Here is a 25,689-nt window from a genome sequence, read left to right on the forward strand (position 1 = left end):
CCGCGCAGCCTCGCTCGGCAGGCGGGCATCGGCCGCAAGGTTCCACGGCGCTGCGCGACGACGTGCGATCCGCCTGGTCATTTTTGTGCCAATCCGCTTGACACGCCTGCCCTGCAAGGCGCTCCTGCGCTTATCCACATGTTTGTCCGGAGACCATCCACAGCCCCTGTGGATGAACCGTCGCGCGCTGGTCATTTTTTCGCCATGTCCGGCGGGGGCCGCGCCGCGTCTGGGCGTGCGCGGGTTATCCACACGCTTGCCCCAGCACTCATCCACACCGGCTGTGGAGAAGCACACGGGGCCGCATCAACGCGTCGAAAGCCGGTTCCACGGCCTTGCGGGCGGCGGAGCGCATCAGGGCGAGCCGCCGCCGCGGACGCTGTCCATGAATCGCGCGCTGATGCACTGCGGAGACCCGCGCCCGCATCGCCGTCCGGAATCACGACGCCGCCAGGACGCGCAGCGGAGGCATCCACCATCCCGGCGCGGCATGGAAGCGCGACCGCCGCGCCATCGGACGGCAGTCGGCCCGTTGCCTTGCCACGCGCGGATCAGAAGCGGCTGAAGCTCCAGGACACCATGCGTCCGTTGCGATACGGCATCACGCCATGGAACGGGCGCGGGTCGCCATCGAACACCAGCGGCAGGAAGTGACGATCGCCTTCCCACATGGGCAGCTCGCCGAGGCGCTCGATCGGCGCCCACTCCAGCGTGCCCTCCGGGTTGGAGGTCAGCGGCGTGCCGGTCCAGGCGGTGATGAGGAAGATGAAGCACAGCCAGTCCTCGCCGTTGCGGCCGAAGCCGGGCCAGCTGATGGTGCCGCGCAGCTCCATCGCGGTGCATGCGATACCGGCCTCCTCGGCGATCTCGCGCACCATGCCGGCGGCGATGTCCTCGTCGTTCTCCAGCTTGCCGCCCAGCCCGTTGTACTTGCCCAGGTGTTCGTCCTCGGGGCGCGCGTTGCGGTGGATCATCAGCACCTGCGTGCCGTCGGGCGAGAGCACGTAGCCGAGCGTGCCGGTGATCGGGGTGTAGGGCATGGCGGAAGCGAGGCGGTCAAACGCGCATTGTAGTCGCGCCCGCGCCGGCATCATGCGCAGCGCGCGCGGCCGTGGCCGAGCGCTTCTTCGCCGCCACGCGAGCCGCGAGGCGGTGTTCGTTGGCGATCCCCGCGCATGCCCTCACCGGTTGGGCGACGCCGGGGCCTGGCGTTCGGCCTCGGATCGACGACGCACGACGCCGTCGGCCAGCTCCCAGCCCGCCGCCAGCGCCAGCGTCCATCCGGCGCCCTGGTAACGGCCGTCCACGGCGCTGGCAGGCCCGGCGACCGTCGCGGTCTTCCAGTCGCCCGCGAGCAGCACGCCGCGCTCGACCGTCAGCGTGCCCCAGTCGTCGCGGATGATCGCGTGCGGGTAGACCGTGCCGTGCGGCGGCAGCGGAAACACGGTGCGCGGGTCGAACTCGATGGTCATGTGCACCAGCGCCAGCCGCAGCAGCGGGCCGTCCACCAGCTGCGCGCGCCACTGCGCGGCCTGCTGGTCGTGCGCCTCGCGGATCGTGGTTTCCTCGCGGCGGATCGCCTCCTCGCCGTAGCGCTGGCCGGCCACGGCGGGATCGGGCAGCGGCGGGTCGCCGGCGGCGTGCCGCAGCAGCGTCCCCAGATCGCTGTCCGGCCGCAGGCCGCGGCGCCAGCCCGGCGCCAGCGCGTCCAGCAGCAGGCCATAGGCCGGCCCGGACGCATAGGCGAAGCTGCGCACATAGCCGCGCCTGTGGTCGTAGTCCTCCAGCGTGGCGATGGCCGACACGGCGGGATCGCCCGCGTCGCCGAGGCGCCGGCCGGTGTATTCGGCCAGCCCCTCGTTGATCTCCAGCGCGTTCTCGCGCACGGCCGCGTCCTCGAAGCGCTGCCGCCGCCAGGCGCGGAACGCCAGCGCATCGGCGATGGCCGCCTGGCGCTGCGCGCCGCTGCTGCGCAGCGCCTGCGCGAGCGCCCGCCATTCCAGCCGCAACCCGACACGCCCGTCGAACTGGTCCAGGTGCTCGGGCAGCGGCGCGACGGGCGCTGGCAGGCGCTCCGGCTGGATGCGGTGGAAGGCCTCGTGCATCAGCAGCTCGGCACGCGCCTGCCGCTCCCGCGGCAACGGCAGCTGCAGCATCGTCCAGCGCAGCCCGGCCCACTCGGTGGCGGTGTTGGCGATGCCGATGTCCGCAGGCAGCTGGCCCACGAACACGCCGTGTCGCCGCTGCAGGCCCTGCCCGGGCACATCGCGGTCCACGAACAGCGCGCGCGTGTCGCGCTCGACCAGCAGGATCGGGCCGCACAGACTCTGGCCCCACAGCCGCGCATGGTCGCGCTCGCACAGCACCCGGTACTCGGCGATGGCCGCCGCGGCAATCGATGCCGCGTCGTCCTGGCCGTCCGCCGTCATCGATAGCGCTTGCGCAGGGAGGACGGCAGCACCGCCGCCAAGTCCGAGCCAGCAAAGGGAACGGAACATCGCACGCAGGCGCATGGGTGACTCCAGGAAGTGGACGAGGCCGCCATTCCAGCGCCGCACCGTATCGCCTCGATGCCCGGCCTGTATCGCCACCGGCGATGGCGACACAATCCCGATACGTCTCCGTTCTATCAAAGGCCCATGGCAGGCAAGGACAACCGGATCGTCGTGGTCGAGGACGACGAGAGCGTGCGCGAGGCCATCGTGGCCTACCTGCGCCGGCACGGCTTCGACGTGCGCGCCACCGCGGACGCCGCGGGCCTGGATACGCTGTTGCTGCAGCAGCCGGCCGACCTGGTCATCCTCGACATCATGCTGCCGGGCGAGGACGGGCTGTCGATCTGCCGGCGCCTGAGCCAGGACGGCCCGCCGGTCCTGCTGCTCAGCGCGCTGGTGGAAGTGACCGACCGCGTGGTCGGCCTGGAGGTCGGCGCGTTCGACTACCTGGGCAAGCCGTTCGACCCGCGCGAACTGCTGGCCCGGGTGCGCGCCATCCTGCGCCGGCAGGCGCCGCGCGTACCGGCGCAGACGCGGCCCTACCTGTTCTCGGGCTGGGTGTTCGACGCGGACGCCCATCGCCTGACCGCGCCCGATGGCGCGACGGTTCCGCTCACCGCCGGGGAGGCTCGGATGCTGCTCGCCTTCGTCCGCCACCCCGCCCGCGTGCTCAGCCGCGAGCGGCTGCTGGACCTGACCCATGAGGCGGCGGAAGGGCCGTTCGACCGCGCGATCGACCTGGCGGTCAGCCGCCTGCGCCGGCGCCTGGCCGCGGCGGGGGACGCTGCGCTGATCGAGACCGTGCGCAGCCTCGGCTACCGCTTCCAGGCGTCGGTGACGCGCGGATGAGGCCGCCGCCCATCCTGGTCCAGGTGGCGGCGCTGGCGCTGGTCACCCTGGTGCTCGCCTTCGCCCTGTGCTTCAGCATCGTGCTGGCCACGCCCACGCCCGCGCCCATCCGCATGAGCGTGCGCGAGGCCGTGGCGGCGCTCGCCGGGCAGCACGGCGGCCGCTTCAGGATCGAGCCGCGCGCCGCCCCGCCCGGCTGTCCCGGCGTCGCCCCGGTGGAGGCCACGCTGGCGCAGGCCACACACACCCCGCCGGGGCGCGTACGGGCGTGCTGGCTGGACGCGGCGGGCACGGGCAAGGCCAGCGGCAACGGGCAGAGTGTGGTCCTGGTCGGCGACCGCACCCTGCTGGTGGACAGCGACGCGCGCGGCTTCCAGATGCGCTACGACGCCGATGCGCGGGTCGGCATGGACACCTCGCTGCCCGCCTTCACCGCGGCGCTCCAGGGCAGCGACGGACGCTGGCGCACGCTGACGCCGATCGACCAGCGACTGGCGGGCTGGCGGCTGCGGATGACGGCGGCGTTCGGCGTGGCGATGGTCCTGCTGGCGCTGCCGGTATGGTTCGCCGCCAGGCGGCTGTCCCGGCCGATCCAGCGCCTGGCGCGGGCGGCGGCGGCAAGCGACCTGGACAGCGGCGCCGGCTTCCCGCTCGACGGCCCCCCGGAACTGCGCGCGGTCGGCGAGGCGATGAACGCCATGCACGCCCGCCTGGCCCGGCATGCCGGCGAACGCCTGCAGGCCTTCGCCGCCATCGCCCACGACCTGCGCACGCCGCTGACCGGCCTGCGCATCCGCGCCGAGCTCGTCCCCGGCGAGGACCGCCAGCGCATGATCGGCGACCTCGACCGCATGGCCGCCATGATCGAGCAGATGCTCGCCTACGCGCGCGCGCAGGCGCAGCCGGCGCGGCCGGAACCGGTCGACCTCGAGGCGCTGGTCGCCGCGATCGCGACGGACCGGCAGTCGCTGGGCCAGGACGTGGCCTTCCTGCCAGCAGGTTCGGACGCGCGCGTCCAGGCCGATGCCACCGCGCTGCACCGCGCGATCGACAACCTGCTCGACAACGCGCTGCGCTTCGCCGGCAGCGCGCGCCTGGGCATCGAAGCGCACGCGGACCGGATCGACCTGCACGTCGACGACGAGGGTCCCGGCATCCCGGAGGACCAGCTCGCCGGCATTACCACGCCGTTCAAGCGCCTGGAAACCTCACGCAGCCGCGCGACCGGCGGCGCCGGCCTGGGCCTGGCCATCGCCGAGCGCATCGCCGAAGCGCACGGCGGCCGGCTGCTCCTGGCCAACCGCACGCCACAGGGATTGCGGGCGACGATCCGCCTGCCCGTGCGCTGACACGACGCGGCCACCGCCCGTCGCGGGTCCAGCGCCAAGACAGCAAGCCGAGCGCCCGAATCAGGGCAGGATGCCCTGATTGAGGGAAAAGCGGCCCCAGTTCACCGGAGCGCTGCCCCTCCGAAGCCCACGATCGCCCGCGCGCCGCGATCCCTCGATCAAGCGGGAAAAATCTCAAAAGAAGAAGGCGGGCCAAAGCCCGCCTTCTTCTACTCAAGCGCTGGCCAACCGATTACTCGGTCACGCCCTCGCCTTCTTCCACGGCCTTCATGGACAGGCGGATGCGGCCCTGCTTGTCCACTTCCAGCACCTTGACCTTGACCACGTCGCCTTCCTTGAGCTTGTCGGAGACCTTCTCCACGCGCTCGGAGGAAATCTGCGACACGTGCACCAGACCGTCCTTGCCCGGGGCGATGGTCACGAACGCGCCGAAGTCCATCAGCTTGGCGACCTTGCCCTCGTAGATGCGGCCCGGCTCGATGTCCGAGGTGATCTGCTCGATGCGCGACTTGGCGGCCTGGCCGGCAGCGCCGTTGACCGAGGCGATGGTGATCGTGCCGTCGTCCTGGATGTCGATCTGGGTGCCGGTCTCCTTGGTGATCGCCTGGATGACCGAGCCGCCCTTGCCGATCACTTCGCGGATCTTGTCGGGGTGGATCTTGATGGTGATCAGGCGCGGCGCGTAGTCGGACAGCTCGGCGCGCGGGCTGGTCAGCGCCTTGGACATCTCGCCGAGGATGTGCAGACGGCCGGCCTTGGCCTGCTCCAGCGCCTGCTTCATGATCTCTTCGGTGATGCCTTCGATCTTGATGTCCATCTGCAGCGCGGACACGCCCTCGGAGGTACCGGCGACCTTGAAGTCCATGTCGCCCAGGTGATCCTCGTCACCCAGGATGTCGGACAGCACCACGAAGCGGTCGTCCTCCTTCACCAGGCCCATCGCGATACCCGCCACCGGCGCCTTGACCGGCACGCCGGCGTCCATCAGCGCCAGCGACGAACCGCACACCGAGGCCATCGACGAGGAGCCGTTGGACTCGGTGATCTCCGAGACCACGCGGATGGTGTACGGGAACTCTTCCAGGGTCGGCATCACGGCCAGCACGCCGCGCTTGGCCAGACGGCCGTGGCCGATCTCGCGACGCTTCGGCGCGCCGAAGCGGCCGCACTCGCCCACCGAGTACGGCGGGAAGTTGTAGTGGAACAGGAAGTTGTCCTTGTACTCGCCGCTGACCGCGTCGATCACCTGGCCATCGCGGGCGGTGCCCAGCGTGGTGACCACGATCGCCTGGGTCTCGCCGCGGGTGAACAGCGCCGAGCCGTGGGTGCGCGGCAGCACGCCGGCCTGCACGGAGATCGGGCGCACGGTGTCCAGCGCACGGCCGTCGATGCGGATCTTGGTGTCCAGCACCGAGTCGCGCATGGTGCGGTATTCCAGTTCACCGAACTCCTTGGACAGCTCGGCCTTGTCCCAGCCCTCGGCTTCCAGGCGGCCGGCCAGGGCCTCGGTGACGTCCTTCTTGATCGCGGCGATGGCGTCGCGGCGCTGCAGCTTGTCGCGCACCTGGAAGGCCTCGGCCAGCTTGCCGCCGACGGCTTCCTTCAGCGCCGAGATCAGCGCCTCGTTCTTGGCCGGGGCGACCCAGCTGGAGGGCTTGGTGCCGGCTTCGACGGTCAGCTCGTTGATCGCGTTGATGACCTTCTGCATCTCGCGATGGCCAAAAGTCACCGCGCCCAGCATCACTTCCTCGGACAGCAGCGCGGCTTCGGACTCGACCATCAGCACCGCATTGGCGGTACCGGCCACGACCAGCTCCAGCTGCGAGTCCTTCAGCTCCGACACGGTCGGGTTGAGGATGTATTCGCCGTTCTTGTAGCCGACCTTGGCGGCGCCGATCGGGCCCTTGAACGGGGTGCCGGCCAGCGACAGGGCGGCCGAGGCGCCGATCAGGGCGGCGATGTCGCCGTCGATCTCCGGGTTCAGCGACATCACCGTGGCGATGATCTGGACTTCGTTCTTGTAGTCCTCGGGGAACAGCGGACGGATCGGACGGTCGATCAGGCGCGAGATCAGCGTCTCCTTCTCCGTGGCGCGGCCTTCGCGCTTGAAGAAGCCACCGGGGATGCGGCCGCCGGCGTAGAACTTCTCCTGGTAGTCCACCGTCAGCGGGAAGAAGTCCTGGCCCTCGCGCGCGCTCTTGGCGGCGACGGCGCTGACCAGCAGTACGGTGTCGTCCATCTTGACGATGACGGCACCGCTGGCCTGACGGGCGATCTCGCCGGTCTCGAGGGTGACGGTGTGTTTGCCGTACTGGAAGGTCTTGGTGATTTTTGCCACGTGGGTTTCCTAAGGGTCTCGAATCTGGTTGTCCCGGCCGACGGCCCCTGCCGTGCCCGGGCGGCCACCGTATGCGGCCACTTTGTTGCAGTGCGTCTTTTCCTGGCGCCGGAAAAAACGAACCGCGGCGCATCACTGCGCCGCGGTCGGTCATCTGGTTTTAGCGACGCAGGCCCAGCTTCTCGATCAGGGCCTTGTAACGCGGGGCATCCTTGCGGTGCAGGTAGTCGAGCAGGCTGCGGCGGCGGTTGACCAGCTGCAGCAGGCCGCGACGGCTGTGGTGATCCTTCTTGTGGGTCTTGAAGTGCTCGGTCAGCATCTCGATGCGGGCGGTCAGCAGGGCGACCTGGACTTCCGGCGAGCCGGTGTCGTTGGCGCCGCGCTTGTTGTCTTCAATGACTTTCTGGGTGTCGATGGACATGTCGATTTCTCTTGGTTGATGCGCGACCTGCAGGAACGCGGGCTGTCCTCCGCGCGCACCGCCTGGTCCGCCGCTTGCGATGATGGTGAAGGCCGTGATCGGCCCGGGGCCTGAAAAGGCCGCAGCATTGTAGGGGCCAGCACCCGGTGGCACAAGGTTTCAGGGCGATGACGCCGCGCCGTCGGTCGGCCAGTTGAACAGCCGCTGGGGCGAAAGCAGCCCATCCCTGGACAGCTGTCCCAGTCCCAGGACCTGGCCGGACCCGGCGAACACGGCCACGGTCCCGGCCGGCCCGGGCACGCCGGACAGGCGCTGGCCCTGCTGCAGGCGCGCGGCGGCCTCGTCGGTCAGGTCGATGCGCGGCAGGCCGACCATCCCGGCCTCGACCGGCAGCAGGCAGGCGCGCAGGCTGCGCGGGTCGCGCTCGGCCAGGGCCTCGAGCTGCTCCAGGGTCCACATGCGCGGCTCGCGAAACGGGTCGACCCACAGCCGGCGCAGCTGCGCCACGTGCGCGCCGCAGCCCAGCGCCTCGCCCAGGTCGCGCACCAGGCTGCGCACGTAGGTGCCCGAGCCGCATTCGACATGCAGGCGCAGCAGCGGCTCGCCCCCGTCGAGCAGGTCGGCGGCCGACTGCAGCTCGAAGGCGCGCACGTAGACGGGGCGGGATTCGACCTCCACCACCTCGCCGCGCCGGGCCTTGGCGTACAGCGGCTCGCCGCCGCGCTTGAGCGCCGAATAGATCGGCGGGCGCTGCTGCAGATGCCCGGTCAGCGCGCGCAGGGCCGCATCCAGCCGGTCGATCGGATAGGCCTGGACCGGCCGCTCGCGCAGCACCTGGCCCTCGGCATCGTCGGTGTCGGTGACCTGGCCCAGCCGGGCCACGGTGTCGTAGGCCTTGGCAGAGCCCAGCAGGCTGCCAGCGATCTTGGTCGCCTCGCCGAAGCACAGCGGCAGCAGGCCGGTGGCCAGCGGGTCGAGCGCGCCGGTGTGGCCGCCCTTCTCCGCGCCGAACAGATGCCGGGCCCGCTGCAGGGCCTGGTTGGAGCTCATCCCGCCAGGCTTGTCCAGCAGCAGGATGCCGTCGACGCGTCTGAACTTGGTGCGCGGGCGCTGCGGACGCTTGCCGCGCGGCTGGTCGGCGCGCGCCGAACCGCCGCGTCCGGCACCGTCGGCGTCCGGCATCGCGGCGGCGTCGGTGGCGGTCATCAGTCCTGGTCGGACCCGGAATCGGACGGCAGCGGATTCTCGCGCAGCAGCGTCTCGATGCGCTCGCCGCGGTCGACCGAATCGTCGTAGTGGAAATGCAGTTCAGGCACGTGGCGCATCTTCACCGCACGCGCCAGGGCGTAACGGATCTGCGGCGCCAGTTCCTTCAGGCCCTTGACCGCTTCGGTGGAGCGCTCGGCCATCAGGGCGGTGACGAACACCTTGGCGTGGGCCAGGTCGCGGGTGACTTCGACGTCGGACACGCTGACCGACGGCAGGCCGTGCTCGCGCACGGCTTCGTGCACCAGCGTGCCCAGCTCACGACGGAGCTGGGCGGCGACACGGTCGGTGCGATGGAAGGATTTGGTCGGCATGGCAATGGGGCGATGCGGCGATCACGGCGCCTGCGCCGGCGGCGATTCCCTCGGGGAACCGCCGCGGCGCGGGCGGGCGCGATCACAGCGTGCGCTGCACCTCGATGCGCTCGAAGCACTCGATCTGGTCGCCGGCCTTGACGTCGTTGTAGGCCTTCACGCCGATGCCGCACTCGGTGCCGTTGCGAACTTCGTCCACGTTCTCCTTGAAGCGGCGCAGCGATTCCAGCTCGCCCTCGAAGATGACCGTGTTGTCGCGCAGCACGCGGATCGGCTTGGAGCGCTTGACCACGCCCTCGATGACCATGCAGCCGGCCACCGCGCCGAACTTGGAGCTGCGGAACACGTCGCGCACCTGGGCGATACCGATGATCTCCTCGCGGATCTCCACGCCCAGCAGACCAGACGCCACCTGCTTCACCTGGTCGATCACGTCGTAGATGATCGAGAAGTAGCGCATGTCCACGCCATTGGCTTCGACGATGCGGCGGGCCGAGGCGTCGGCACGCACGTTGAAGCCGATGATCGTGGCCTTGGAGGCGACCGCCGAGTTGGCGTCCGACTCGGTGATGCCGCCCACGCCGGAGCTGATGATGTTGATGCGGATGTCCTCGTTGGACAGCGCCACCAGCGAATGGCGCAGCGCTTCCACCGAGCCCTGCACGTCGGCCTTGACGATCAGGTTGAGGCTCAGCTGGCCCTCGCCCTTGCCCAGCTGGGCCATGATGTCTTCCATGCGGCTGCCGGCCGAGGCCACCAGGCGCGACTCGCGGCGCTTGGCGTCGCGCTGCTGGGCCACTTCCTTGGCCAGGCGCTCGTCGTCGACGACCACGAAGTCGTCGCCCGCGTCGGGCACGCCGGACAGGCCCAGGACCTGGACCGGGATCGACGGACCGGCCGAGGCCGGCTGGCCGCCGGTCTCGTCGAACAGCGCGCGCACGCGGCCGTACTGGATGCCGCAGACCAGGTAGTCGCCCTTCTTGAGCAGGCCCTGCTGGACCAGCACGGTGGCGACCGGGCCACGGCCCTTGTCCAGCGAGGACTCGATGACCGTGCCGGTGGCACGGCCCTCGGGCACGGCGCGCAGTTCCAGCACCTCGGCCTGCAGGCTGATCGCGTCCAGCAGCGCATCCACGCCCTGGCCGGTCTTGGCCGACAGCTCGATGAACTGGGTGTCGCCGCCGAACTCCTCGGCGACCACGTCGTGGGCCAGCAACTCGTTCTTCACGCGCAGCGGGTCGGCGTCGGACTTGTCCATCTTGTTGATCGCCACGATCAGAGGCACGCCGGCCGCCTTGGCCTGCTGCACCGACTCGATCGTCTGCGGCATGACGCCGTCGTCGGCGGCCACCACCAGGACCACGATGTCGGTCAGCTTGGCGCCGCGCGCACGCATGGCGGTGAACGCCGCGTGGCCCGGGGTGTCCAGGAAGCTGATGACGCCGTTGGCGGTTTCCACGTGGTAAGCGCCGATGTGCTGGGTGATGCCGCCGGCCTCGCCGGTGGCGACCTTGGTGCGGCGGATGTAGTCCAGCAGCGAGGTCTTGCCGTGGTCGACGTGGCCCATGATGGTGACCACCGGCGGACGCGGGGCCTGATCGCCCTGCACTTCCTCGGCGTGGGCCAGCAGCGCGTCCTCGGCCGAATCGGTATTGGCCTTGACCACCTTGTGGCCCAGCTCCTCGGTGACCAGCGCGGCGGTGTCGTGGTCGATGGTCTGGGTGATGGTGGCCATCACGCCCATCTTGAACAGCGCCTTGACCACGTCGCCGCCCTTGAGCGCGAGCTTCTGCGCCAGGTCGCCGACGGTGATCGCATCGCCGATGGCCACTTCGCGCACGACCGGGGCGGTCGGACGCTCGAACTGGTGGCTGCCCGAACCGCCGCGGCTCTGCTCGAGCTGGCGGCGGGGCTTGGGCTTGCCGCGCGCGGCGCCGCGACGGGCGCGGTCGGCGGCCGACAGGTGCAGCTGACCGGCGAAGCGCTGGGTGCTGTCGTCGTCCTCGACGCCGGCGACCATCGCGTGCGAGCCGCGGGTCTTGTGCTTGGCCGCGGCCGCGCCGGCGCCACGCTCGGGCTCCTTGCGGGCCGGGGCCGGCGTGCTGCGCGGAGCGGTGGGCTTGGCCGGGACGCGGATGGAGGACATGCCGGCGATCGGGCCGTTGCGCTCGTCGATGGGCGTGCGCGCCGGCGGGGCCGACGGCGCCGCCGGCTCCTCGGCGACCGCCTCGTCGTCCACGGACTGCGCTTCGGCACGGGCCTCGGCCTCGGCGGCGGCGCGCGCGGCGAGCTCTTCCTGGCGCTTGCGCTCGAGTTCCTCGGCGCGCGCACGGTCGACCTCAGCCAGGCGCTGCTGTTCGGCCAGGTTGCGCTGGCGCGACTCTTCCAGCTTGCGCAGGATCTCGGCGCGCTCGTCGCCGCCGTTGGCGGCCGCGGCGCTGCCGGCGCGGCGCGCCTCGCTGGCCTGGGCCTCGGTCGGCTTGACGTAGGTGCGCTTCTGGCGCACTTCCACCGCCACGGTGGAATTGCTGCGGCCGGACTTGACGGTCACTTCCTGCACCTTGCGACGGGCCAGGGTGATCTTCCGCGAGGCGGCGGCCTCCTCGGTCTCACCGTCGGCCTTGCCGTGGGTGCGACGCAGGAAGCCGAGCAGCTTCATCTTTTCGGTGCTGGACACTTCCTGGTCGGGGCCACTGAACTTCATGCCGGCCTCGGCCAGCTGTTCGATCAGTTTGTCGACCGGCGTGTTGACCAGTTCGGCGAGCTTGCGGATGGTGGTTTGCTGCGACATTCGGATCCTATGATCTGGTTGGCGCCCCCTCGCCCAGAGCAAGGGAAACGCGAATTCTAAACCCTGAAGGATTCAGGGCGATGTTCATGGCCGGCTCATTCGCCACGCTCCAGGCGGGCGATCTCCTCGGCGCGGGCGGCCAGGATCAGGGCGGCGGCGTGGGCCTCGTCCATGCCCTCGATGCCGAACTCCATCACCTCGTCGGCCGCCAGGTCCGACAGGTCCTCGCTGGTACGCACCCCGTGCGAGGCCAGGGCGTAGGCGGTGGCCTCGTCCATGCCGTCCAGGGCCAGCAGGTCCTCGGCCGGGCCGTCGCCACCGGCGCTCTCCTCGGCGGCCAGCGCCTCGTTGAGCAGCGCGTCGCGTGCGCGGGCGCGCAGTTCCTCGACGATGTCCTCGTCGAAGCCCTCCACCGCCAGCAGCTCGCCGACCGGAACGTAGGCGATTTCCTCGACCGTGCTGAAGCCTTCGGCGACCAGGATCTGCGCGATCTCCTCGTCCACTTCCAGCTTGTCCATGAACAGCTGGCGGGCCACGCCCTGCTCGGCCTCGGACTTGGCCGCGACCTGGTCCTGGGTCATCACGTTGAGCTGCCAGCCGGTCAGGCGGCTGGCCAGGCGCACGTTCTGGCCGCCCTTGCCGATGGCCTGGGCCAGGCGGTCCTCGGCCACGGCCAGGTCCATCGAATGGCGGTCCTCGTCGACGATGATCGACTGCACCTCGGCCGGCGCCATCGCGTTGATGACGAAGTTGGCCGGGTTGTCGTTCCACAGCACGATGTCCACGCGCTCGCCGTTGAGCTCGTTGCTCACCGCCTGCACGCGCGAACCGCGCATGCCGATGCAGGCGCCGATCGGATCGGTGCGGGTGTCGTGGGCCAGCACGGCGATCTTGGCGCGGTCGCCCGGATCGCGCGCGCAGGCCTTGATCTCGACCAGGCCCTGGCCCACTTCCGGCACTTCCAGCTTGAACAGCTCCATCATGAATTCCGGCGCGGCGCGGCTGATGAACAGCTGCGGGCCACGCGGCTCGGAACGCACGTCGAACAGGTAGCCGCGCACGCGGTCGCCGGCGCGCAGCACGTCGCGCGGGATGCCCTTGTCCTTGGCGATGAAGGCCTCGGCGTTGCCGCCCAGGTCCACGTAGATGTTGCCGCGCTCGGCGCGCTTGACGATGCCGGTGACCAGCTCGCCGACGCGATCCTTCCACGCATCGACCACCTGCGCGCGCTCGGCCTCGCGCACGCGCTGCACGATGACCTGCTTGGCGGCCTGGGCGGCGATGCGGCCGAAGTCGGGGTTCTCGATCTGCTCCTCGATGTAGTCGCCCACCTCGACGCCTTCGGCCTCGTCGACCGCGTCCATCAGGCGGATCTGGCGATCGGGCGACTCCATGACCACGTCGTCGGCCACCACTTCCCAGCGGCGGAAGGTCTCGTAGGTGCCGTCCTTCTGGTCGATGGACACGCGCGCCAGCACGTCCTGGTCGGGGTAGCGCTTCTTGGCGGCGGATGCCAGCGCGGCCTCGATGGCCTCGAAGATCACCTCGCGCGGCACGCCCTTCTCGTTGGCGACCGCATCCACCACCAGCAACAATTCCTTACTCATCTTTCACTCCGAGCGCGACCGCGTGGGTCGTCGTTGGGTTGGGTTGGTATCAATGCGCTTGCTTGGGCGCGGCAGGCTTCTTCTTGGCCTTGCCGGCACCCACGTCTTTCTTCTTCGGCTGCGGCGCCAGGCCCAGCGCGACCCAGTCGGGCATCAGCCGCGCCTTGTCCAGGTTGTCGCCGGCGATGGTCAGCTGCTGGTTGTCGAAGGCCAGCGTGATCGCCTCGCCCTCGATCGACACGATGCGGCCCTGCAGCCGACGGCGTCCGTCCTGCGGCAGCTTCAGCACGACCTTGGCGTCCTCGCCGATGAAGCGCGCGAACTGCGCCGCGGTGAACAGCGGGCGATCCACGCCGGGTGAGGACACTTCCAGCGTGTAGTTGCCGCTGATCGGGTCCTCCACGTCCAGCTGGGCCGAGACCTCGCGGCTGACGGCCTCGCAGTCGTCGATGTTGATCACGCGCGCCTCGCGCTCGGCCTCGACGACGTCGATGTAGAGGCGCAGCGTGGCGTTGCCGGCGGCCGGCAGGTATTCCACGCCCAGCAGTTCAAGGCCCAAGGCCTCGACGGTGGGCTGCAGCAGCTGTGCGATCTCGGTGGCCTTGTCGCTCACGTGGCGGAAGTCTCGTCGTAATGCGTTTTTCAGAAACGGAAAAGGGCCCAATGGGCCCTTTTCCGATGACGCTGGATGTAGAAACGGGAACAAGCGTTTCTACGAGCCCAGGCTCCTGGCGATCGAAGCGGACTTCGATGCCGGAAACTTGGTAGCGGGGGCAGGATTTGAACCTGCGACCTTCGGGTTATGAGCCCGACGAGCTGCCAGACTGCTCCACCCCGCAGCAGAAGCGGAATTATGAAGAATCAGCGGGATTTATGCAAGCCCTGAAACTTCTTTTGTATCAAATGCCGAAGGCGGCCTTGCACCAGGTCAGCACCGGATTCCAGGCGATGCCCAGGACCAGCAGGCCCAGTGCATTGACACCAAACACCACGGGCACCAGTTTACCTGAACGCGGGGCCGGAAGGGAACCCACCGGCTCGTCGAAGTACATCACCTTGATCACCCGCAGGTAGTAGAACGCGCCGATCACCGCGCACACCACGCCCACCAGCGCCAGCCACATCAGGTTGCCGTTGACCGCCGCGCGCAGCACCACCAGCTTGGCCCAGAAGCCCAGGAACGGCGGCACGCCGGCCAGCGAGGCCATCACGCACAGCACCATGCCCGCCATCCACGGACTGCGCGCGCTCAGGCCCTTGAAGTCGTCGATCGTGTCGGCCTCGAAACCCGCGCGCGAGAGCACCAGGATCGCCCCGAACGAGGCCGCCGACATCAGCGCATAGGCGATGCCGTAGAACAGCGCCGCCGCGTAGCCTTCCGCGCCGCCGCCGGCCAGGCCCAGGATCAGGAAGCCCACGTGCGACACGGTCGAATACGCCAGCATGCGCTTGAGGTTGGTCTGGGCAATGGCGACCACGTTGCCGATCACCAGCGACAGCGTCGCCAGGGCGGCCATCAGCAGATGCCACTGCGGCTGGGTGGGACCGACGCCCTGCTCCAGCACGCGGTAGGCCATCGCGAAGGCCGCCAGCTTGGGACCGGAGCTGATGAACAGCGTGATCGGAGTCGGCGCGCCCTGGTAGACGTCCGGCAGCCACATGTGGAACGGCGCGGCACCCAGCTTGAAGGCGATGCCGCAGACCATGAACACCATGCCGGTCAGCAGCATCGGGCGATCGGTGATGCCGGCGATCGCGCCGTTGATCTGGGCCAGGTCCAGCGAACCGGTGGCGCCGTACACCAGCGACATGCCGTACAGCAGCAGACCCGAGGCGATCGAGCCAAGAACGATGTACTTCATCGCCGCTTCGGTGGACAGGCCGTTGTCGCGGTTCATGCCGACCATCGCGTACGAGCACAGCGACAGCAGCTCCAGGCCCAGGTAGACCATCACCAGGCTGCCGGCCGAGACCAGCATCATCATGCCGGCCGTGGCGAACAGCACCAGCACCGGCAGCTCGCCCGGATAGAGATTGCGCTCGCGCAGGTAAGGCCAGCCGTAGATCAGCGACAGGCCCGAGACCAGCACGATCGCGGCCTTGGTCACATCGGCCAGGGCATCGCGCACGAACATGCCGTGGAAGACGTGGGCGGGACCCTGAGAAAGGTCCACGCCGGCGTGGCTGACCAGCAGCACGAAGGTCACCGCCAGCACCAGCAGGGTCAGGCCATGGGTGATGGCGCGGCGGCGCGCGTCCAGGAACACGTCCAGGATCAGCAGCGCGAAGGCGCCGGCGACGACGACCAGTTCCGGAATGATCGGCAACAGGTCGGTGACGGGGGCGGAGGGAAGCATTGGAGCGGCCATGGCGTGAAGTCCTTACAGCTTGCTGGTGGCGAGCTGCATCGCCAGTTGCGCGATCGAGGGTTCCAGCAGGTCGGTCAGCGGCTTGGGATAGACACCCAGCGCCAGCGTGCCGGCCGCGAACACCCCCAGCACCAGCGCCTCGCGCCAGTTGATGTCGGTCAGCTCGGCCACGTGGCTGTTGGCGACCTCGCCGTACAGCACGCGCTTGACCAGCCACAGCGTGTAACCGGCGCCGATGATCAGGGTCAGCGCGGCGATGAAGGCGATGTAGGGATGCTTCTGGAAGCTGGCCAGGATGACCATGAACTCGCCGACGAAGCCGCTGGTGCCCGGCAGGCCGGAGTTGGCCATGCCGAAGAACACGAAGAACACCGCGAACCACGGCATCACGTTGGCCACGCCGCCGTAGTCCTTGATCATGCGCGTGTGCATGCGGTCATAGACCACGCCCACGCAGGAGAACATCGCGCCGGAGACGAAGCCGTGCGAGATCATCTGCACCATCGCGCCCTGCAGGCCCAGGCGCGCCGCGTCGACGTTGTCGTAGTCGCGCAGCAGGCCCGAGGCGATGAAGGTGCCCAGGGTCACGAAGCCCATGTGCGAGACCGACGAATAGGCGATCAGCTTCTTCATGTCCTCCTGGACCAGCGCCACCAGGCCGACGTAGACCACGCCGATCAGCGACAGCACGATGACCAGCGTGCCCCACTCGTGCGCGGCGTCAGGCGTGATGGGCAGCGAGAAGCGCAGGAAGCCGTAGCCACCGATCTTCAGCATGATCGCCGCCAGGATCACCGAGCCGGCGGTCGGCGCCTCCACGTGCGCGTCCGGCAGCCAGGTGTGCACCGGGAACATCGGCACCTTGACCGCGAAGGCGATCAGGAAGGCGAAGAACAGCCAGGTCTGCTCCTTGGCGGTCAGCGGCAGCACGTACAGGTCGGCGAACTGGAAGCTGGCATGACCCAGCTGGCCACCCTTGATGTACAGGTAGACCAGGCCGACCAGCATCAGCACCGAGCCGAGGAAGGTGTACAGGAAGAACTTGACCGAGGCGTAGATGCGGCGCGGACCGCCCCAGACACCGATGATCAGGAACATCGGGATCAGCATCGCCTCGAAGAACACGTAGAACAGCATCGCGTCGGTGGCGCAGAACACGCCGACCATCATGCCCTCGAGCATCAGGAAGGCGGCCACGTACTGGTTGACGCGCTTGTCCACCGCCGTCCAGGCGCCGATCAGCGCCAGCACCGTGGTCAGCGTGGTCAGCACGATCAGCGAGACCGAGATGCCGTCGGCGCCCAGCGCGTACCAGATGTCGAAGGCCGGCACCCAGGCGTGCTTCTCGACGAACTGCATGTCCGCACTGCCCCACTGGAAGTGGATCAGCAGCGGCAGGCTCGCCAGGAAGGTCAGCAGGGCCACGACCAGCGCCAGCCAGCGGGCGGCCTGGGCGCGGCCGGTGCCCATCGCCAGTGCCAGGGCACCGCCGAGGATCGGCAGCCAGATCAGAATGCTCAGCAAGTTCGACACGTGTTCGTATCCGTACAGATCAGCGCCAGGCCCAAGACACGACGGCCAGCAGTGCAACCAGGCCGATGATCATGGCGAACGCGTAGTGGTAGAGGAAACCGGATTGGGTGCGGCGCAGCAGCTGCGAGGCCAGCTCGACCACGCGAGCGCTGCCGTTGACGAAGACGCCATCGATGATGCGGGTGTCGATCCAGCGCGAGATCCTGCCCAGCTGCAGACCGCCGCCGGCGAAGCCGTCGATCCACAGGATGTCGAAGCCGTACTTGGCCTCCAGGATCCTGACCAGACCGGAGAAGCGCTGGCGCAGCCTGGCCGGCCATTCCGGCGAGAGCACCAGGTACAGCACGGCGGCCAAGGCGAAGCCGGCCAGGGTCAGCCAGAACGGCGCGGCCAGGAAGCCGTGCAGCGCGAAGGCCACCGGGCCGTGGAACTCTTCGGCCAGCGCGCCAACCGTGTCGCGCGCGGGATCGTAGAAATCGATGATGCCGGTGAAGAACTTCAGCGTCTGGCCCGGCACGCCGCCCTCTGCGTGGTGGCCGGCCCAGTCGGTCCCGAACAGCATCGGACCGATCGTGAAGAAGCCGATCAGCACCGAGGGGATGGCCAGCAGGATTAGCGGCAGGGTCACCACCCAGGGCGACTCGTGCGGGATGTGCGGACCGTGGTGGCCGTGATCGCCGTGACCGTGGACCTGGGCCTCGGCATCGGTGTGCTCGGCATCGCCGTGCGCGTCGTGATGCGCGTGGTCATGGCCATGGCCGTGATCGTCGTGCGCCACATCGCGGAAGCGCTCGGCGCCGTGGAAGGTCAGGAACAGCAGGCGGAAGCTGTAGAAGCTGGTGATCAGCACGCCGCCCAGCACCGCCCAGTAACCGTAGGTGGCGATCCAGCTGTGCGAGACGTGCGCGTGGTGCGCGGCGGCCTCGATGATGCTGTCCTTGGAATAGAAGCCGGAGAAGAACGGCGTCCCGACCAGGGCCAGCGTGCCGATGATCATGGTCACGTAGGTGATCGGCATGTACTTGCGCAGGCCGCCCATCTTGCGCATGTCCTGCTCGTGGTGCATGCCGATGATCACCGAGCCGGCGCCCAGGAACAGCAGCGCCTTGAAGAAGGCATGGGTCATCAGATGGAACACGCCGGCGCTGTAGGCCGACACGCCCAGGGCCACGGTCATGTAGCCCAGCTGGGACAGCGTGGAGTACGCGACCACGCGCTTGATGTCGTTCTGCACGATGCCGATCAGGCCGGTGAAGAAGGCCGTGGTCGCACCGATGAACAGGATGAAGTTCAGCGCGGTCTGCGACAGCTCGAACAGCGGCGACATGCGCGCCACCATGAAGATGCCCGCGGTGACCATCGTCGCGGCGTGGATCAGCGCCGAGATCGGGGTCGGGCCTTCCATCGAGTCGGGCAGCCACACGTGCAGCGGCACCTGGGCCGACTTGCCCATCGCGCCGATGAACAGCCCGATGCAGATCACCGTCATCAGCGACCAGCCGCCGATCCACTCGAACGCCTGCTGCAGGCCTTCGACCTGCGGCCAGACCTGCGCCAGCTTGGCGTTGGCGGCCAGCGGCGCGTAGGAGAACACGGTCGCGTAGTCCAGCGTGCGGAAGGCCATCAGTACCGCGGCGATGCCGAGCAGGAAGCCGAAGTCGCCCACGCGGTTGACCAGGAAGGCCTTGAGGTTGGCGAACACGGCCGTCGGGCGCTTGAACCAGAAGCCGATCAGCAGGTAGGACACCAGGCCCACCGCTTCCCAGCCGAAGAACAGCTGCAGGAAGTTGTTGCTCATCACGAGCATCAACATCGAGAAGGTGAACAGCGAGATGTAGCTGAAGAAGCGCTGGTAGCCCGGGTCGTCGGCCATGTAGCCGATGGTGTAGACGTGCACCAGCAGCGAGACGAAGGTCACCACCACCATCATCATCGCGGTCAGGCGGTCGACCATGAAGCCGACATGGCCCTGGAAGCTGCCGACGTCGAAGAAGGTGTACAGGTTCTCGTTGAACGGCGATGCCCCGCCCCACACCAGCTGGTACAGCGTCCAGCACGACAGCGCGCAGCTGACGGCCACGCCCAGGATGGTGACGGTATGCGCGCCGGCACGGCCGACCTGCCGCCCGAACAGGCCGGCGATGATGCTGCCCAGCAATGGCGCGAGCACCACGGCCAGCAGCACGGACTTGGAAAGGAGAAGTTGGCCCGTCATCAGTACATCAGCCCTTGAGGGAGTCGACTTCGGCCACGTTGATCGTGCGCCGGCTGCGGAACAGCGCGACCAGGATCGCCAGGCCGATCGCGGCCTCGGCCGCGGCCACGGTGAGGATGAAGAACACGAACAGCTGGCCGGCCGTGTCGCCCAGCTGGCGCGAGAAGGCCACGAAGTTGATGTTGACCGACAGCAGCATCAGCTCGATCGACATCAGCAGCACGATCACGTTCTTGCGATTGAGGAAGATGCCGGCCAGCGAGATGCAGAACAGCACCGCGCCGAGCGCGAGCAGGTGTCCGAGGGTGATCACGACTTGGCCTCCTGGGCGCCGTCTTGGGCCGGGGGTTCGACGACCGGCGCCACCGGGCGCACGGCTTCCATGCGCACCATGCGGAAGCGGTCGCGCGCCTTGACCCGGGTCTGTTCGGACGGGTCCTGCGTCTTGACGCCCTCGCGCTTGCGCAGGGTCAGCATCACCGCGGCGATCACCGCCACGGTCAGGATCACCGCGGCGAACTCGAACGGCAGCAGGAACTCGGTGAACAGCGAACGCGCCAGCCAGGTGATGTTGGAGGTCTCGGCGGCCGCGGCGGCGGCGTTGTCCGGCAGCGCGGCGCCGGCCTTGGCCTTGACCCCGATCAGCACCAGCATCTGCACCAGCATGACCACGGCCACCAGCAGGCCGACCGGCAGGAACCTGACCCAGCCCTGGCGCAGCTGGGCTACGTCGATGTCCAGCATCATCACCACGAACAGGAACAGCACCATCACCGCGCCGACGTACACCAGGATCAGGGCCACGCCGAGGAACTCGGCGCCGACCAGCAGCCAGACGCAGGCGACGCTGAAGAAGGTCAGGATGAGAAACAGGACCGCGTGCACGGGGTTGCGCACGCTGATCACCGCGGCGCCCGAGACAGCGGCGACGGCGGCGAAGATCCAGAAGCTGATGTTGATCCAGTCCATCTCGTCCTCAGCGGAAAGCGGCGTCGGCGGCGCGGCGTTCGGCGATTTCCGACTCGAGTCGGTCGCCGATGGCCAGCAGCTGCGGCTTGGTGACGACGTTCTCGCCACGGTTCTCGAAGTGGTACTCCAGCACGTGGGTTTCCACGATGGAGTCCACCGGGCAGCTTTCCTCGCAGAAGCCGCAGTAGATGCACTTGAACAGGTCGATGTCGTAGCGCGTGGTGCGGCGGGTGCCGTCCTCGCGCTTGGTCGAATCGATGGTGATGGCCAGCGCCGGGCAGACCGCCTCGCACAGCTTGCAGGCGATGCAGCGTTCCTCCCCGTTGGGATAGCGGCGCAGCGCGTGCAGCCCGCGGAACCGCGGCGACTGCGGGAACTTCTCCATCGGGTACATCATCGTGTACTTGGGCTTGAACGTGTACTTGAACGTCAGCCACAGGCCCTGCAGCAGTTCGAGCAGCAGCAGGCTCTTGAAGTAATGGGTGATCTTGTTCATGTCGGTCAGGCGCCTCGCTGGATGACGCCGTAGAACACCATCAGCGCGGTCACGGCGATCCACACGATGGTCAGGGGGATGAAGATCTTCCAGCCCAGCCGCATGATCTGGTCATAGCGGTAGCGCGGGAAGCTGGCGCGGAACCAGATGTAGGCGCTCATGAAGAACACGACCTTGGCGAACAGCCACGGCCAGCCGCCCTTCCACACCCAGTCGATCCACGGCGAGACATCGGCGGTGACCCAGCCCTGGATCGGGCTCAGCCAGCCGCCCATGAAGAAGATCGAGACCAGGAAGCTGACCAGGATCATGTTGGCGTATTCGGCCAGGAAGAACAGCGCGAACGCCGAGCCGGAGTACTCCACCATGTGGCCGGCGACGATTTCCGATTCGCCTTCCACCACGTCGAACGGCGCGCGGTTGGTCTCGGCCACGCCGGACACCCAGTACACGATGAACAGCGGGAACAGCGGCAGCCAGTACCACTCCAGGAAGCCGGCGTTGCCGCGCTGGGCCTCGACGATGCTGGACAGGTTGAGGCTGCCGGCGGCGATCATCACGCCGACCAGGGCGAAGCCCATCGCGATCTCGTAGCTGACCACCTGCGCGGCCGAGCGCAGCGCGCCCAGGAAGGCGTACTTGGAGTTGGACGCCCAGCCGGCCAGGATGATGCCGTACACGCCCAGCGAGGTCATGGCCAGCAGGTACAGCAGGCCGGCGTTGGCGTTGGACAGCACCAGCTGCGCGTCGAAGGGGATCACCGCCCAGGCCGCGAAGGCCGGCGCCAGCGTGATCAGCGGCGCCAGGACGTAGATCGTCTTCTGCGCGCTGGCCGGCTGGATGATCTCCTTGAACAGCAGCTTGAACACGTCGGCGAAGGCCTGGAGGATGCCCATGCCCACGTACATCGGCCCGTGGCGCACGTGCATCCAGCCGATCAGCTTGCGCTCCCAGACCACGTAGAAGGCCACCGTGATGATCACCGGCAGGGTGATCACTAGGATCTTCAGCACGATCCACACGATCAGGCCGCCCGCGCCCAGGCTGAGCAGCCAGTCGCGCAGGGGGCTGACGCCATTGATCAACAGCTCGTTCATGCAGCCACCACCTTCACCCGGCCGGCGCCGATCGGCGCGGTGGCGCCGTGGCCCGACTCGATCCACGCCGACCCCGGCGCGACACGGTCATTGATCGCCACCGGCAAGGTGGCCGTTCCATCGGCGGCCTGCACCTTGGCCACCTGCCCTTCGCCCAGGCCCAGCGCCTGCGCGTCCTGCGGATGCAGGCTGATGCCGGGCGCGGTGTTGAGCGGATGGGCCTGCAGCGCTTGCGCGCGACGCACGAAGCCATCGGTGCGGTAGATGCCGCAGGTGGCGACCACTTCCAGCCCCTCACCGGCCAGCGACGGCGCGGCCGAGGCCTTGGGCGTCACCGCGGCCGGGTTGGCCAGGCTGGCGCGCGCGCCGGCCAGGTCGGTGAAGTCGAAGCCCGGCAGGCCCAGCACGCCACCCAGGGCGCGCAGCACCTTCCAGCCCTCGCGCGCCTCGCCCGGCAGCTTGCCGCCGGCCTGCGTGCGCTGCTCGATGCCATCGAGATTGGTCAGCGTGGCCTCGATTTCCGGCAGCGCGCCGATGGGGAGGATCACATCGGCCATGCGCCGCGTGGAGGCGCAGGCGAAGTGACTGAACGCCACGACCTTGGCCGCGGTGAGCGCCTTCTGCGTGGCGAAGCCGTGGGCGAAGTCCAGGCCCGGCTCGATCCCGTAGATCACATAGGCGGCGCGCGGCTGGGCGACCATGTCGGCCGCGTCGCGCGCGCTCGGCAGCACGCCGGCGCGGGCCAGGCCCACGGCGTTGGCGCCCTGCGGGATGCGGCACAGCGCCGCGCCGGTCGCCGCGGCGAAGTCGGCGGCGGCCTTGCGCAGCGCGGCGGCCTGCGGATGGTTCTCGGCCAGCGCACCGACGATCACCACCGCCGAGCTGGCGCCCTGCACCGCCTCGCGCAGCGCCGAAGCGCCCAGCGCGTCGGCCAGCTGCGACGGCGGCACGATGGTCTTGCTGGCCGCGCTGAAGGTGAAGTCGAAGTCCACCGGATTGACCAGGTGGACCTTGGCGCCGTTGCGCACCGCCTTGCGGATGCGCTGGTGCAGCAGCGGCAGCTCGTGGCGCACATTGCTGCCGAACACCACGATCGCCCCGGCCTTCTCGATCTGCGCCAGCGGCAGCCCGAACGGCTGTGCGACGGCGGCGTCGGACAGGTCGTTGGCCAAGATGCGATGGTCGAGGTTGCCGCTGCCCAGGCCGGCGGCCAGGCGCGCCACCAGGCCACCCTCCTCGTTCGAGGTGGCCGGGTGGACCAGCACGCCGAGCTCGTCGCCGGCGTGGGCCTTGAGGATCTCGGCGGCGGCGGCCAGGCCCTCGGCCCAGCTCACTTCCTTCCACTCGCCATCGACCTTCTGCAGCGGCTTGACCGCGCGGTCGGCCGCATACAGGCCCTGGTGCGAATAGCGGTCGCGGTCGGACAGCCAGCACTCGTTGACCGCCTCGTTGTCGCGCGGCACGGTGCGCAGCACTTCGCCGCGACGCACGTGCACGTACAGGTTGGACCCCATCGCGTCGTGGAAGCCCAGCGACTCGCGCGCCTGCAGTTCCCACGGACGGGCGCGGAACTGGAACACCTTGTTGGTCAGCGCGCCGACCGGGCACACGTCGACCACATTGCCCGACAGCTCGGTGGTCAGCGGCTTGCCGTCGTAGGTGCCGATCTGCAGGTTCTCGCCGCGGTACATGCCGCCCAGTTCGTAGGTGCCGGCCACTTCCGCGGTGAAGCGCACGCAGCGCGTGCACTGGATGCAGCGGGTCATCTCGGTGGCGACCAGCGGACCGATGTCCTCGTCGGGCACCACGCGCTTGCGCTCGTTGAAGCGGCTGACCGAGCGGCCATAGCCCAGCGAGACGTCCTGCAGTTCGCACTCGCCGCCCTGATCGCAGATCGGGCAGTCCAGCGGATGGTTGATCAGCAGGAACTCCATCACGCTGCGCTGGTACTTGAGCGCCTTCTCGTTGCGCGTGAACACCTTGAGCCCGTCGCCGACCGGCGTGGCGCAGGCCGGGGACGGCTTGGGCGCGGCGCGACCGCCGACTTCGGTATCGACCAGGCACATGCGGCAGTTGGCCGCGATGGACAGCTTGTCGTGGTAGCAGAAGCGCGGGATCGGGATGCCGGCCTTGTCGGCGGCCTGGATGATCATCGAGCCCTTGGGCGCGTACAGGACGCGGCCATCGATCTCGATGGTGACGTGATCGGGCGGAACGTTGGGATCGACCGGTTGGGCGCTCATGCGGCGGCCTCCAGCTGAGCGTCGACGATCGAGCGACCGTTGACGATGTAGTACTCGAACTCGTCCCAGAACTGGCGCAGGAAGCCCTGGATGGGCCACGCCGCCGCCTCGCCGAACGCGCAGATGGTGTGGCCTTCGATCTGGCCGGCCACGGCCTTGAGCTGGTGCAGGTCTTCCATCGTGCCCTTGCCGGCGACGATGCGCTCCAGCACGCGGTGCATCCAGCCGGTGCCTTCGCGGCACGGCGTGCACTGGCCGCAGGATTCCTTGTGGAAGAACTGGCTGATGCGGCAGGCGAAGCGCACGCAGCAGACGCTGTCGTCCAGCACCACGATGGCGCCCGAGCCCAGGCCGGTGCCCAGCGCGCGCAGCGTGTCGTAGTCCATCTGCAGGCCCTTGAGCTGGTCGGCCTTCAGCACCGGCATCGACACACCGCCGGGGACGGCGGCCTTGAGCTTGCGGCCCGGCTTGAGGCCGCCAGCCATTTCCAGCAGCTCGTCGAAGGTGGTGCCCAGCGGCACCTCGAAGTTGCCGCCCTTGGCCACGCAGCCGGACACCGAGAAGATCTTCGGGCCGCCGTTCTTGGTCTTGGACAGGCCCAGGAACCACTCCGGACCGTTGCGGATGATCGCCGGTACCGAGGCGTAGGTCTCGGTGTTGTTGATCGTCGAGGGCTTGCCGTACAGGCCGAAATTGGCCGGGAACGGCGGCTTGTAGCGCGGCTGTCCCTTCTTGCCTTCCAGCGACTCCATCAGCGCGGTTTCCTCACCGCAGATGTAGGCGCCGGCGCCCAGCGCGGCGTAGATGTCGATGTCCACGCCCGAGCCGAGCACGTTCTTTCCCAGCCAGCCGTGCTTGTAGGCATCGGCCAGGGCCTGCTCGAAATGCTCGAAGGGCTCGTGATGGAACTCGCCGCGCAGATAGTTGTAGCCCACGGTCGAACCGGTGGCGTAGCAGGCGATGGCCATGCCCTCCACCACCGAGTGCGGGTTGTAGCGCAGGATGTCGCGGTCCTTGCAGGTGCCCGGCTCGGACTCGTCCGAGTTGCAGAGGATGTACTTCTGCATGTCGCCCTTGGGCATGAAGGACCACTTCAGGCCGGTCGGGAAGCCGGCGCCACCGCGGCCGCGCAGGTTGGAGGCCTTGACCATCTCGACCACGTCGGCCGGGCTGATCTTCTCTTCGAGGATCTTGCGCAGCGCGGCGTAGCCGCCGGTCTTGAGGTAGTTCTCGTACGACCACGGGGTGTCGTAGTGCAGCGTGGTCAGGCACACCTGATGCGGCTGCGGAGCGGGACCGACCGGGCCGGTGGAAGCTGGGTGGGAATGTGCCATGCG

General features: G+C 68.7%; 19 protein-coding genes, 1 tRNA gene and 1 pseudogene. 2 read left to right on the plus strand and 19 right to left on the minus strand.

Going from position 1 to position 25,689, the window contains the following annotated elements:
• Positions 1–551: 551 nt before the first annotated feature.
• Together LAJ50_RS12465 and LAJ50_RS12470 are read right to left on the minus strand one after the other, a co-directional pair.
• Positions 552–1,040 carry an 8-oxo-dGTP diphosphatase gene (locus tag LAJ50_RS12465; protein ID WP_130553134.1) on the minus strand — a complete coding sequence of 163 codons (489 nt, stop codon included), beginning with the start codon at positions 1,038–1,040 and terminating at the stop codon, positions 552–554.
• A 141-nt stretch (positions 1,041–1,181) separates the two neighbouring features.
• Positions 1,182–2,429 (minus strand): hypothetical protein, encoded by a 1,248-nt coding sequence (locus LAJ50_RS12470; protein ID WP_138654628.1) that lies wholly within the window; start codon positions 2,427–2,429, stop codon positions 1,182–1,184.
• A 210-nt stretch (positions 2,430–2,639) separates the two neighbouring features.
• Between LAJ50_RS12470 and LAJ50_RS12475 the strand changes: the two genes are divergently transcribed.
• Both LAJ50_RS12475 and LAJ50_RS12480 read left to right on the plus strand, forming a co-directional pair.
• Complete coding sequence (locus LAJ50_RS12475) at positions 2,640–3,344, plus strand: response regulator transcription factor (protein WP_138654630.1); 705 nt, start codon at positions 2,640–2,642, stop codon at positions 3,342–3,344.
• Positions 3,341–4,693, plus strand: a complete 1,353-nt coding sequence (locus LAJ50_RS12480) for a HAMP domain-containing sensor histidine kinase (RefSeq protein WP_138654632.1) — start codon at positions 3,341–3,343, stop codon at positions 4,691–4,693. Before LAJ50_RS12475 ends, LAJ50_RS12480 begins: the two co-directional genes overlap by 4 nt.
• Before the next feature lie 232 nt (positions 4,694–4,925).
• On the opposite strand, the gene pnp is transcribed toward LAJ50_RS12480, so the two are convergent.
• The 17 genes and pseudogenes from pnp to nuoF all read right to left on the minus strand — a co-directional run bounded on the left by pnp (position 4,926) and on the right by nuoF (position 25,686).
• Positions 4,926–7,031: a polyribonucleotide nucleotidyltransferase gene (pnp, locus tag LAJ50_RS12485; RefSeq protein WP_138654634.1), complete on the minus strand. Its 2,106-nt coding sequence runs from the start codon at positions 7,029–7,031 to the stop codon at positions 4,926–4,928.
• Positions 7,032–7,191: 160 nt separating this feature from the next.
• On the minus strand, positions 7,192–7,452 hold the full coding sequence (rpsO, locus tag LAJ50_RS12490; protein WP_130519451.1) for a 30S ribosomal protein S15: 261 nt from the start codon (positions 7,450–7,452) through the stop codon (positions 7,192–7,194).
• A 159-nt stretch (positions 7,453–7,611) separates the two neighbouring features.
• Positions 7,612–8,658 carry a tRNA pseudouridine(55) synthase TruB gene (truB, locus tag LAJ50_RS12495; protein WP_130553139.1) on the minus strand — a complete coding sequence of 349 codons (1,047 nt, stop codon included), beginning with the start codon at positions 8,656–8,658 and terminating at the stop codon, positions 7,612–7,614.
• Entirely contained in the window at positions 8,658–9,032 is a 375-nt protein-coding gene (gene rbfA / locus LAJ50_RS12500) for a 30S ribosome-binding factor RbfA (RefSeq protein WP_165424225.1), read from the minus strand. Before rbfA ends, truB begins: the two co-directional genes overlap by 1 nt.
• Before the next feature lie 82 nt (positions 9,033–9,114).
• Positions 9,115–11,823 (minus strand): translation initiation factor IF-2, encoded by a 2,709-nt coding sequence (gene infB / locus LAJ50_RS12505; RefSeq protein WP_171044660.1) that lies wholly within the window; start codon positions 11,821–11,823, stop codon positions 9,115–9,117.
• A gap of 95 nt (positions 11,824–11,918) precedes the next feature.
• Entirely contained in the window at positions 11,919–13,430 is a 1,512-nt protein-coding gene (gene nusA, locus LAJ50_RS12510) for a transcription termination factor NusA (protein WP_130553142.1), read from the minus strand.
• Between the two features lie 118 nt (positions 13,431–13,548).
• Positions 13,549–14,043, minus strand: a pseudogene (gene rimP, locus LAJ50_RS12515) (ribosome maturation factor RimP); the annotation flags it as partial.
• Between the two features lie 149 nt (positions 14,044–14,192).
• Positions 14,193–14,269 (minus strand) — tRNA-Met (locus LAJ50_RS12520).
• 60 nt (positions 14,270–14,329) lie between these two features.
• Positions 14,330–15,799 carry an NADH-quinone oxidoreductase subunit NuoN gene (gene nuoN, locus LAJ50_RS12525; protein ID WP_138654640.1) on the minus strand — a complete coding sequence of 490 codons (1,470 nt, stop codon included), beginning with the start codon at positions 15,797–15,799 and terminating at the stop codon, positions 14,330–14,332.
• A 12-nt stretch (positions 15,800–15,811) separates the two neighbouring features.
• Positions 15,812–17,332, minus strand: a complete 1,521-nt coding sequence (locus tag LAJ50_RS12530) for an NADH-quinone oxidoreductase subunit M (protein WP_130521775.1) — start codon at positions 17,330–17,332, stop codon at positions 15,812–15,814.
• A 19-nt stretch (positions 17,333–17,351) separates the two neighbouring features.
• On the minus strand, positions 17,352–19,547 hold the full coding sequence (gene nuoL, locus LAJ50_RS12535; RefSeq protein WP_138654642.1) for an NADH-quinone oxidoreductase subunit L: 2,196 nt from the start codon (positions 19,545–19,547) through the stop codon (positions 17,352–17,354).
• A gap of 7 nt (positions 19,548–19,554) precedes the next feature.
• Entirely contained in the window at positions 19,555–19,860 is a 306-nt protein-coding gene (gene nuoK, locus LAJ50_RS12540) for an NADH-quinone oxidoreductase subunit NuoK (protein WP_130521777.1), read from the minus strand.
• The gene (locus LAJ50_RS12545; protein WP_138654644.1) at positions 19,857–20,516 is read right to left on the minus strand and encodes an NADH-quinone oxidoreductase subunit J; all 660 of its coding nucleotides are present in this window, start codon (positions 20,514–20,516) and stop codon (positions 19,857–19,859) included. Before LAJ50_RS12545 ends, nuoK begins: the two co-directional genes overlap by 4 nt.
• A gap of 7 nt (positions 20,517–20,523) precedes the next feature.
• Positions 20,524–21,012, minus strand: a complete 489-nt coding sequence (gene nuoI, locus LAJ50_RS12550; RefSeq protein WP_130521779.1) for an NADH-quinone oxidoreductase subunit NuoI — start codon at positions 21,010–21,012, stop codon at positions 20,524–20,526.
• A gap of 5 nt (positions 21,013–21,017) precedes the next feature.
• Entirely contained in the window at positions 21,018–22,109 is a 1,092-nt protein-coding gene (gene nuoH / locus LAJ50_RS12555) for an NADH-quinone oxidoreductase subunit NuoH (protein WP_130553148.1), read from the minus strand.
• Positions 22,106–24,352: an NADH-quinone oxidoreductase subunit NuoG gene (gene nuoG, locus LAJ50_RS12560; RefSeq protein WP_224096315.1), complete on the minus strand. Its 2,247-nt coding sequence runs from the start codon at positions 24,350–24,352 to the stop codon at positions 22,106–22,108. Before nuoG ends, nuoH begins: the two co-directional genes overlap by 4 nt.
• Positions 24,349–25,686, minus strand: a complete 1,338-nt coding sequence (nuoF, locus tag LAJ50_RS12565) for an NADH-quinone oxidoreductase subunit NuoF (protein WP_130553150.1) — start codon at positions 25,684–25,686, stop codon at positions 24,349–24,351. Before nuoF ends, nuoG begins: the two co-directional genes overlap by 4 nt.
• Positions 25,687–25,689: the final 3 nt, after the last annotated feature.

The sequence above is a fragment of the Pseudoxanthomonas sp. X-1 genome, assembly GCF_020042665.1.
GTDB classification, from domain to species: domain Bacteria; phylum Pseudomonadota; class Gammaproteobacteria; order Xanthomonadales; family Xanthomonadaceae; genus Pseudoxanthomonas_A; species Pseudoxanthomonas_A spadix_A.

Coding starts and splice junctions, on each gene's coding strand:
- nuoH (WP_130553148.1), bottom strand. CDS start 22,109: ATGAACGAGCTGTTGATCAATGGCGTCAGCCCCCTGCGCGACTGGCTG.
- LAJ50_RS12545 (WP_138654644.1), bottom strand. CDS start 20,516: ATGGACTGGATCAACATCAGCTTCTGGATCTTCGCCGCCGTCGCCGCT.
- nuoL (WP_138654642.1), bottom strand. CDS start 19,547: ATGACGGGCCAACTTCTCCTTTCCAAGTCCGTGCTGCTGGCCGTGGTG.
- LAJ50_RS12470 (WP_138654628.1), bottom strand. CDS start 2,429: ATGACGGCGGACGGCCAGGACGACGCGGCATCGATTGCCGCGGCGGCC.
- nuoN (WP_138654640.1), bottom strand. CDS start 15,799: ATGGCCGCTCCAATGCTTCCCTCCGCCCCCGTCACCGACCTGTTGCCG.
- infB (WP_171044660.1), bottom strand. CDS start 11,823: ATGTCGCAGCAAACCACCATCCGCAAGCTCGCCGAACTGGTCAACACG.
- LAJ50_RS12475 (WP_138654630.1), top strand. CDS start 2,640: ATGGCAGGCAAGGACAACCGGATCGTCGTGGTCGAGGACGACGAGAGC.
- LAJ50_RS12480 (WP_138654632.1), top strand. CDS start 3,341: ATGAGGCCGCCGCCCATCCTGGTCCAGGTGGCGGCGCTGGCGCTGGTC.
- rpsO (WP_130519451.1), bottom strand. CDS start 7,452: ATGTCCATCGACACCCAGAAAGTCATTGAAGACAACAAGCGCGGCGCC.
- nuoF (WP_130553150.1), bottom strand. CDS start 25,686: ATGGCACATTCCCACCCAGCTTCCACCGGCCCGGTCGGTCCCGCTCCG.
- nuoG (WP_224096315.1), bottom strand. CDS start 24,352: ATGAGCGCCCAACCGGTCGATCCCAACGTTCCGCCCGATCACGTCACC.
- LAJ50_RS12465 (WP_130553134.1), bottom strand. CDS start 1,040: ATGCCCTACACCCCGATCACCGGCACGCTCGGCTACGTGCTCTCGCCC.
- nusA (WP_130553142.1), bottom strand. CDS start 13,430: ATGAGTAAGGAATTGTTGCTGGTGGTGGATGCGGTCGCCAACGAGAAG.
- nuoI (WP_130521779.1), bottom strand. CDS start 21,012: ATGAACAAGATCACCCATTACTTCAAGAGCCTGCTGCTGCTCGAACTG.
- truB (WP_130553139.1), bottom strand. CDS start 8,658: ATGACCGCCACCGACGCCGCCGCGATGCCGGACGCCGACGGTGCCGGA.
- rbfA (WP_165424225.1), bottom strand. CDS start 9,032: ATGCCGACCAAATCCTTCCATCGCACCGACCGTGTCGCCGCCCAGCTC.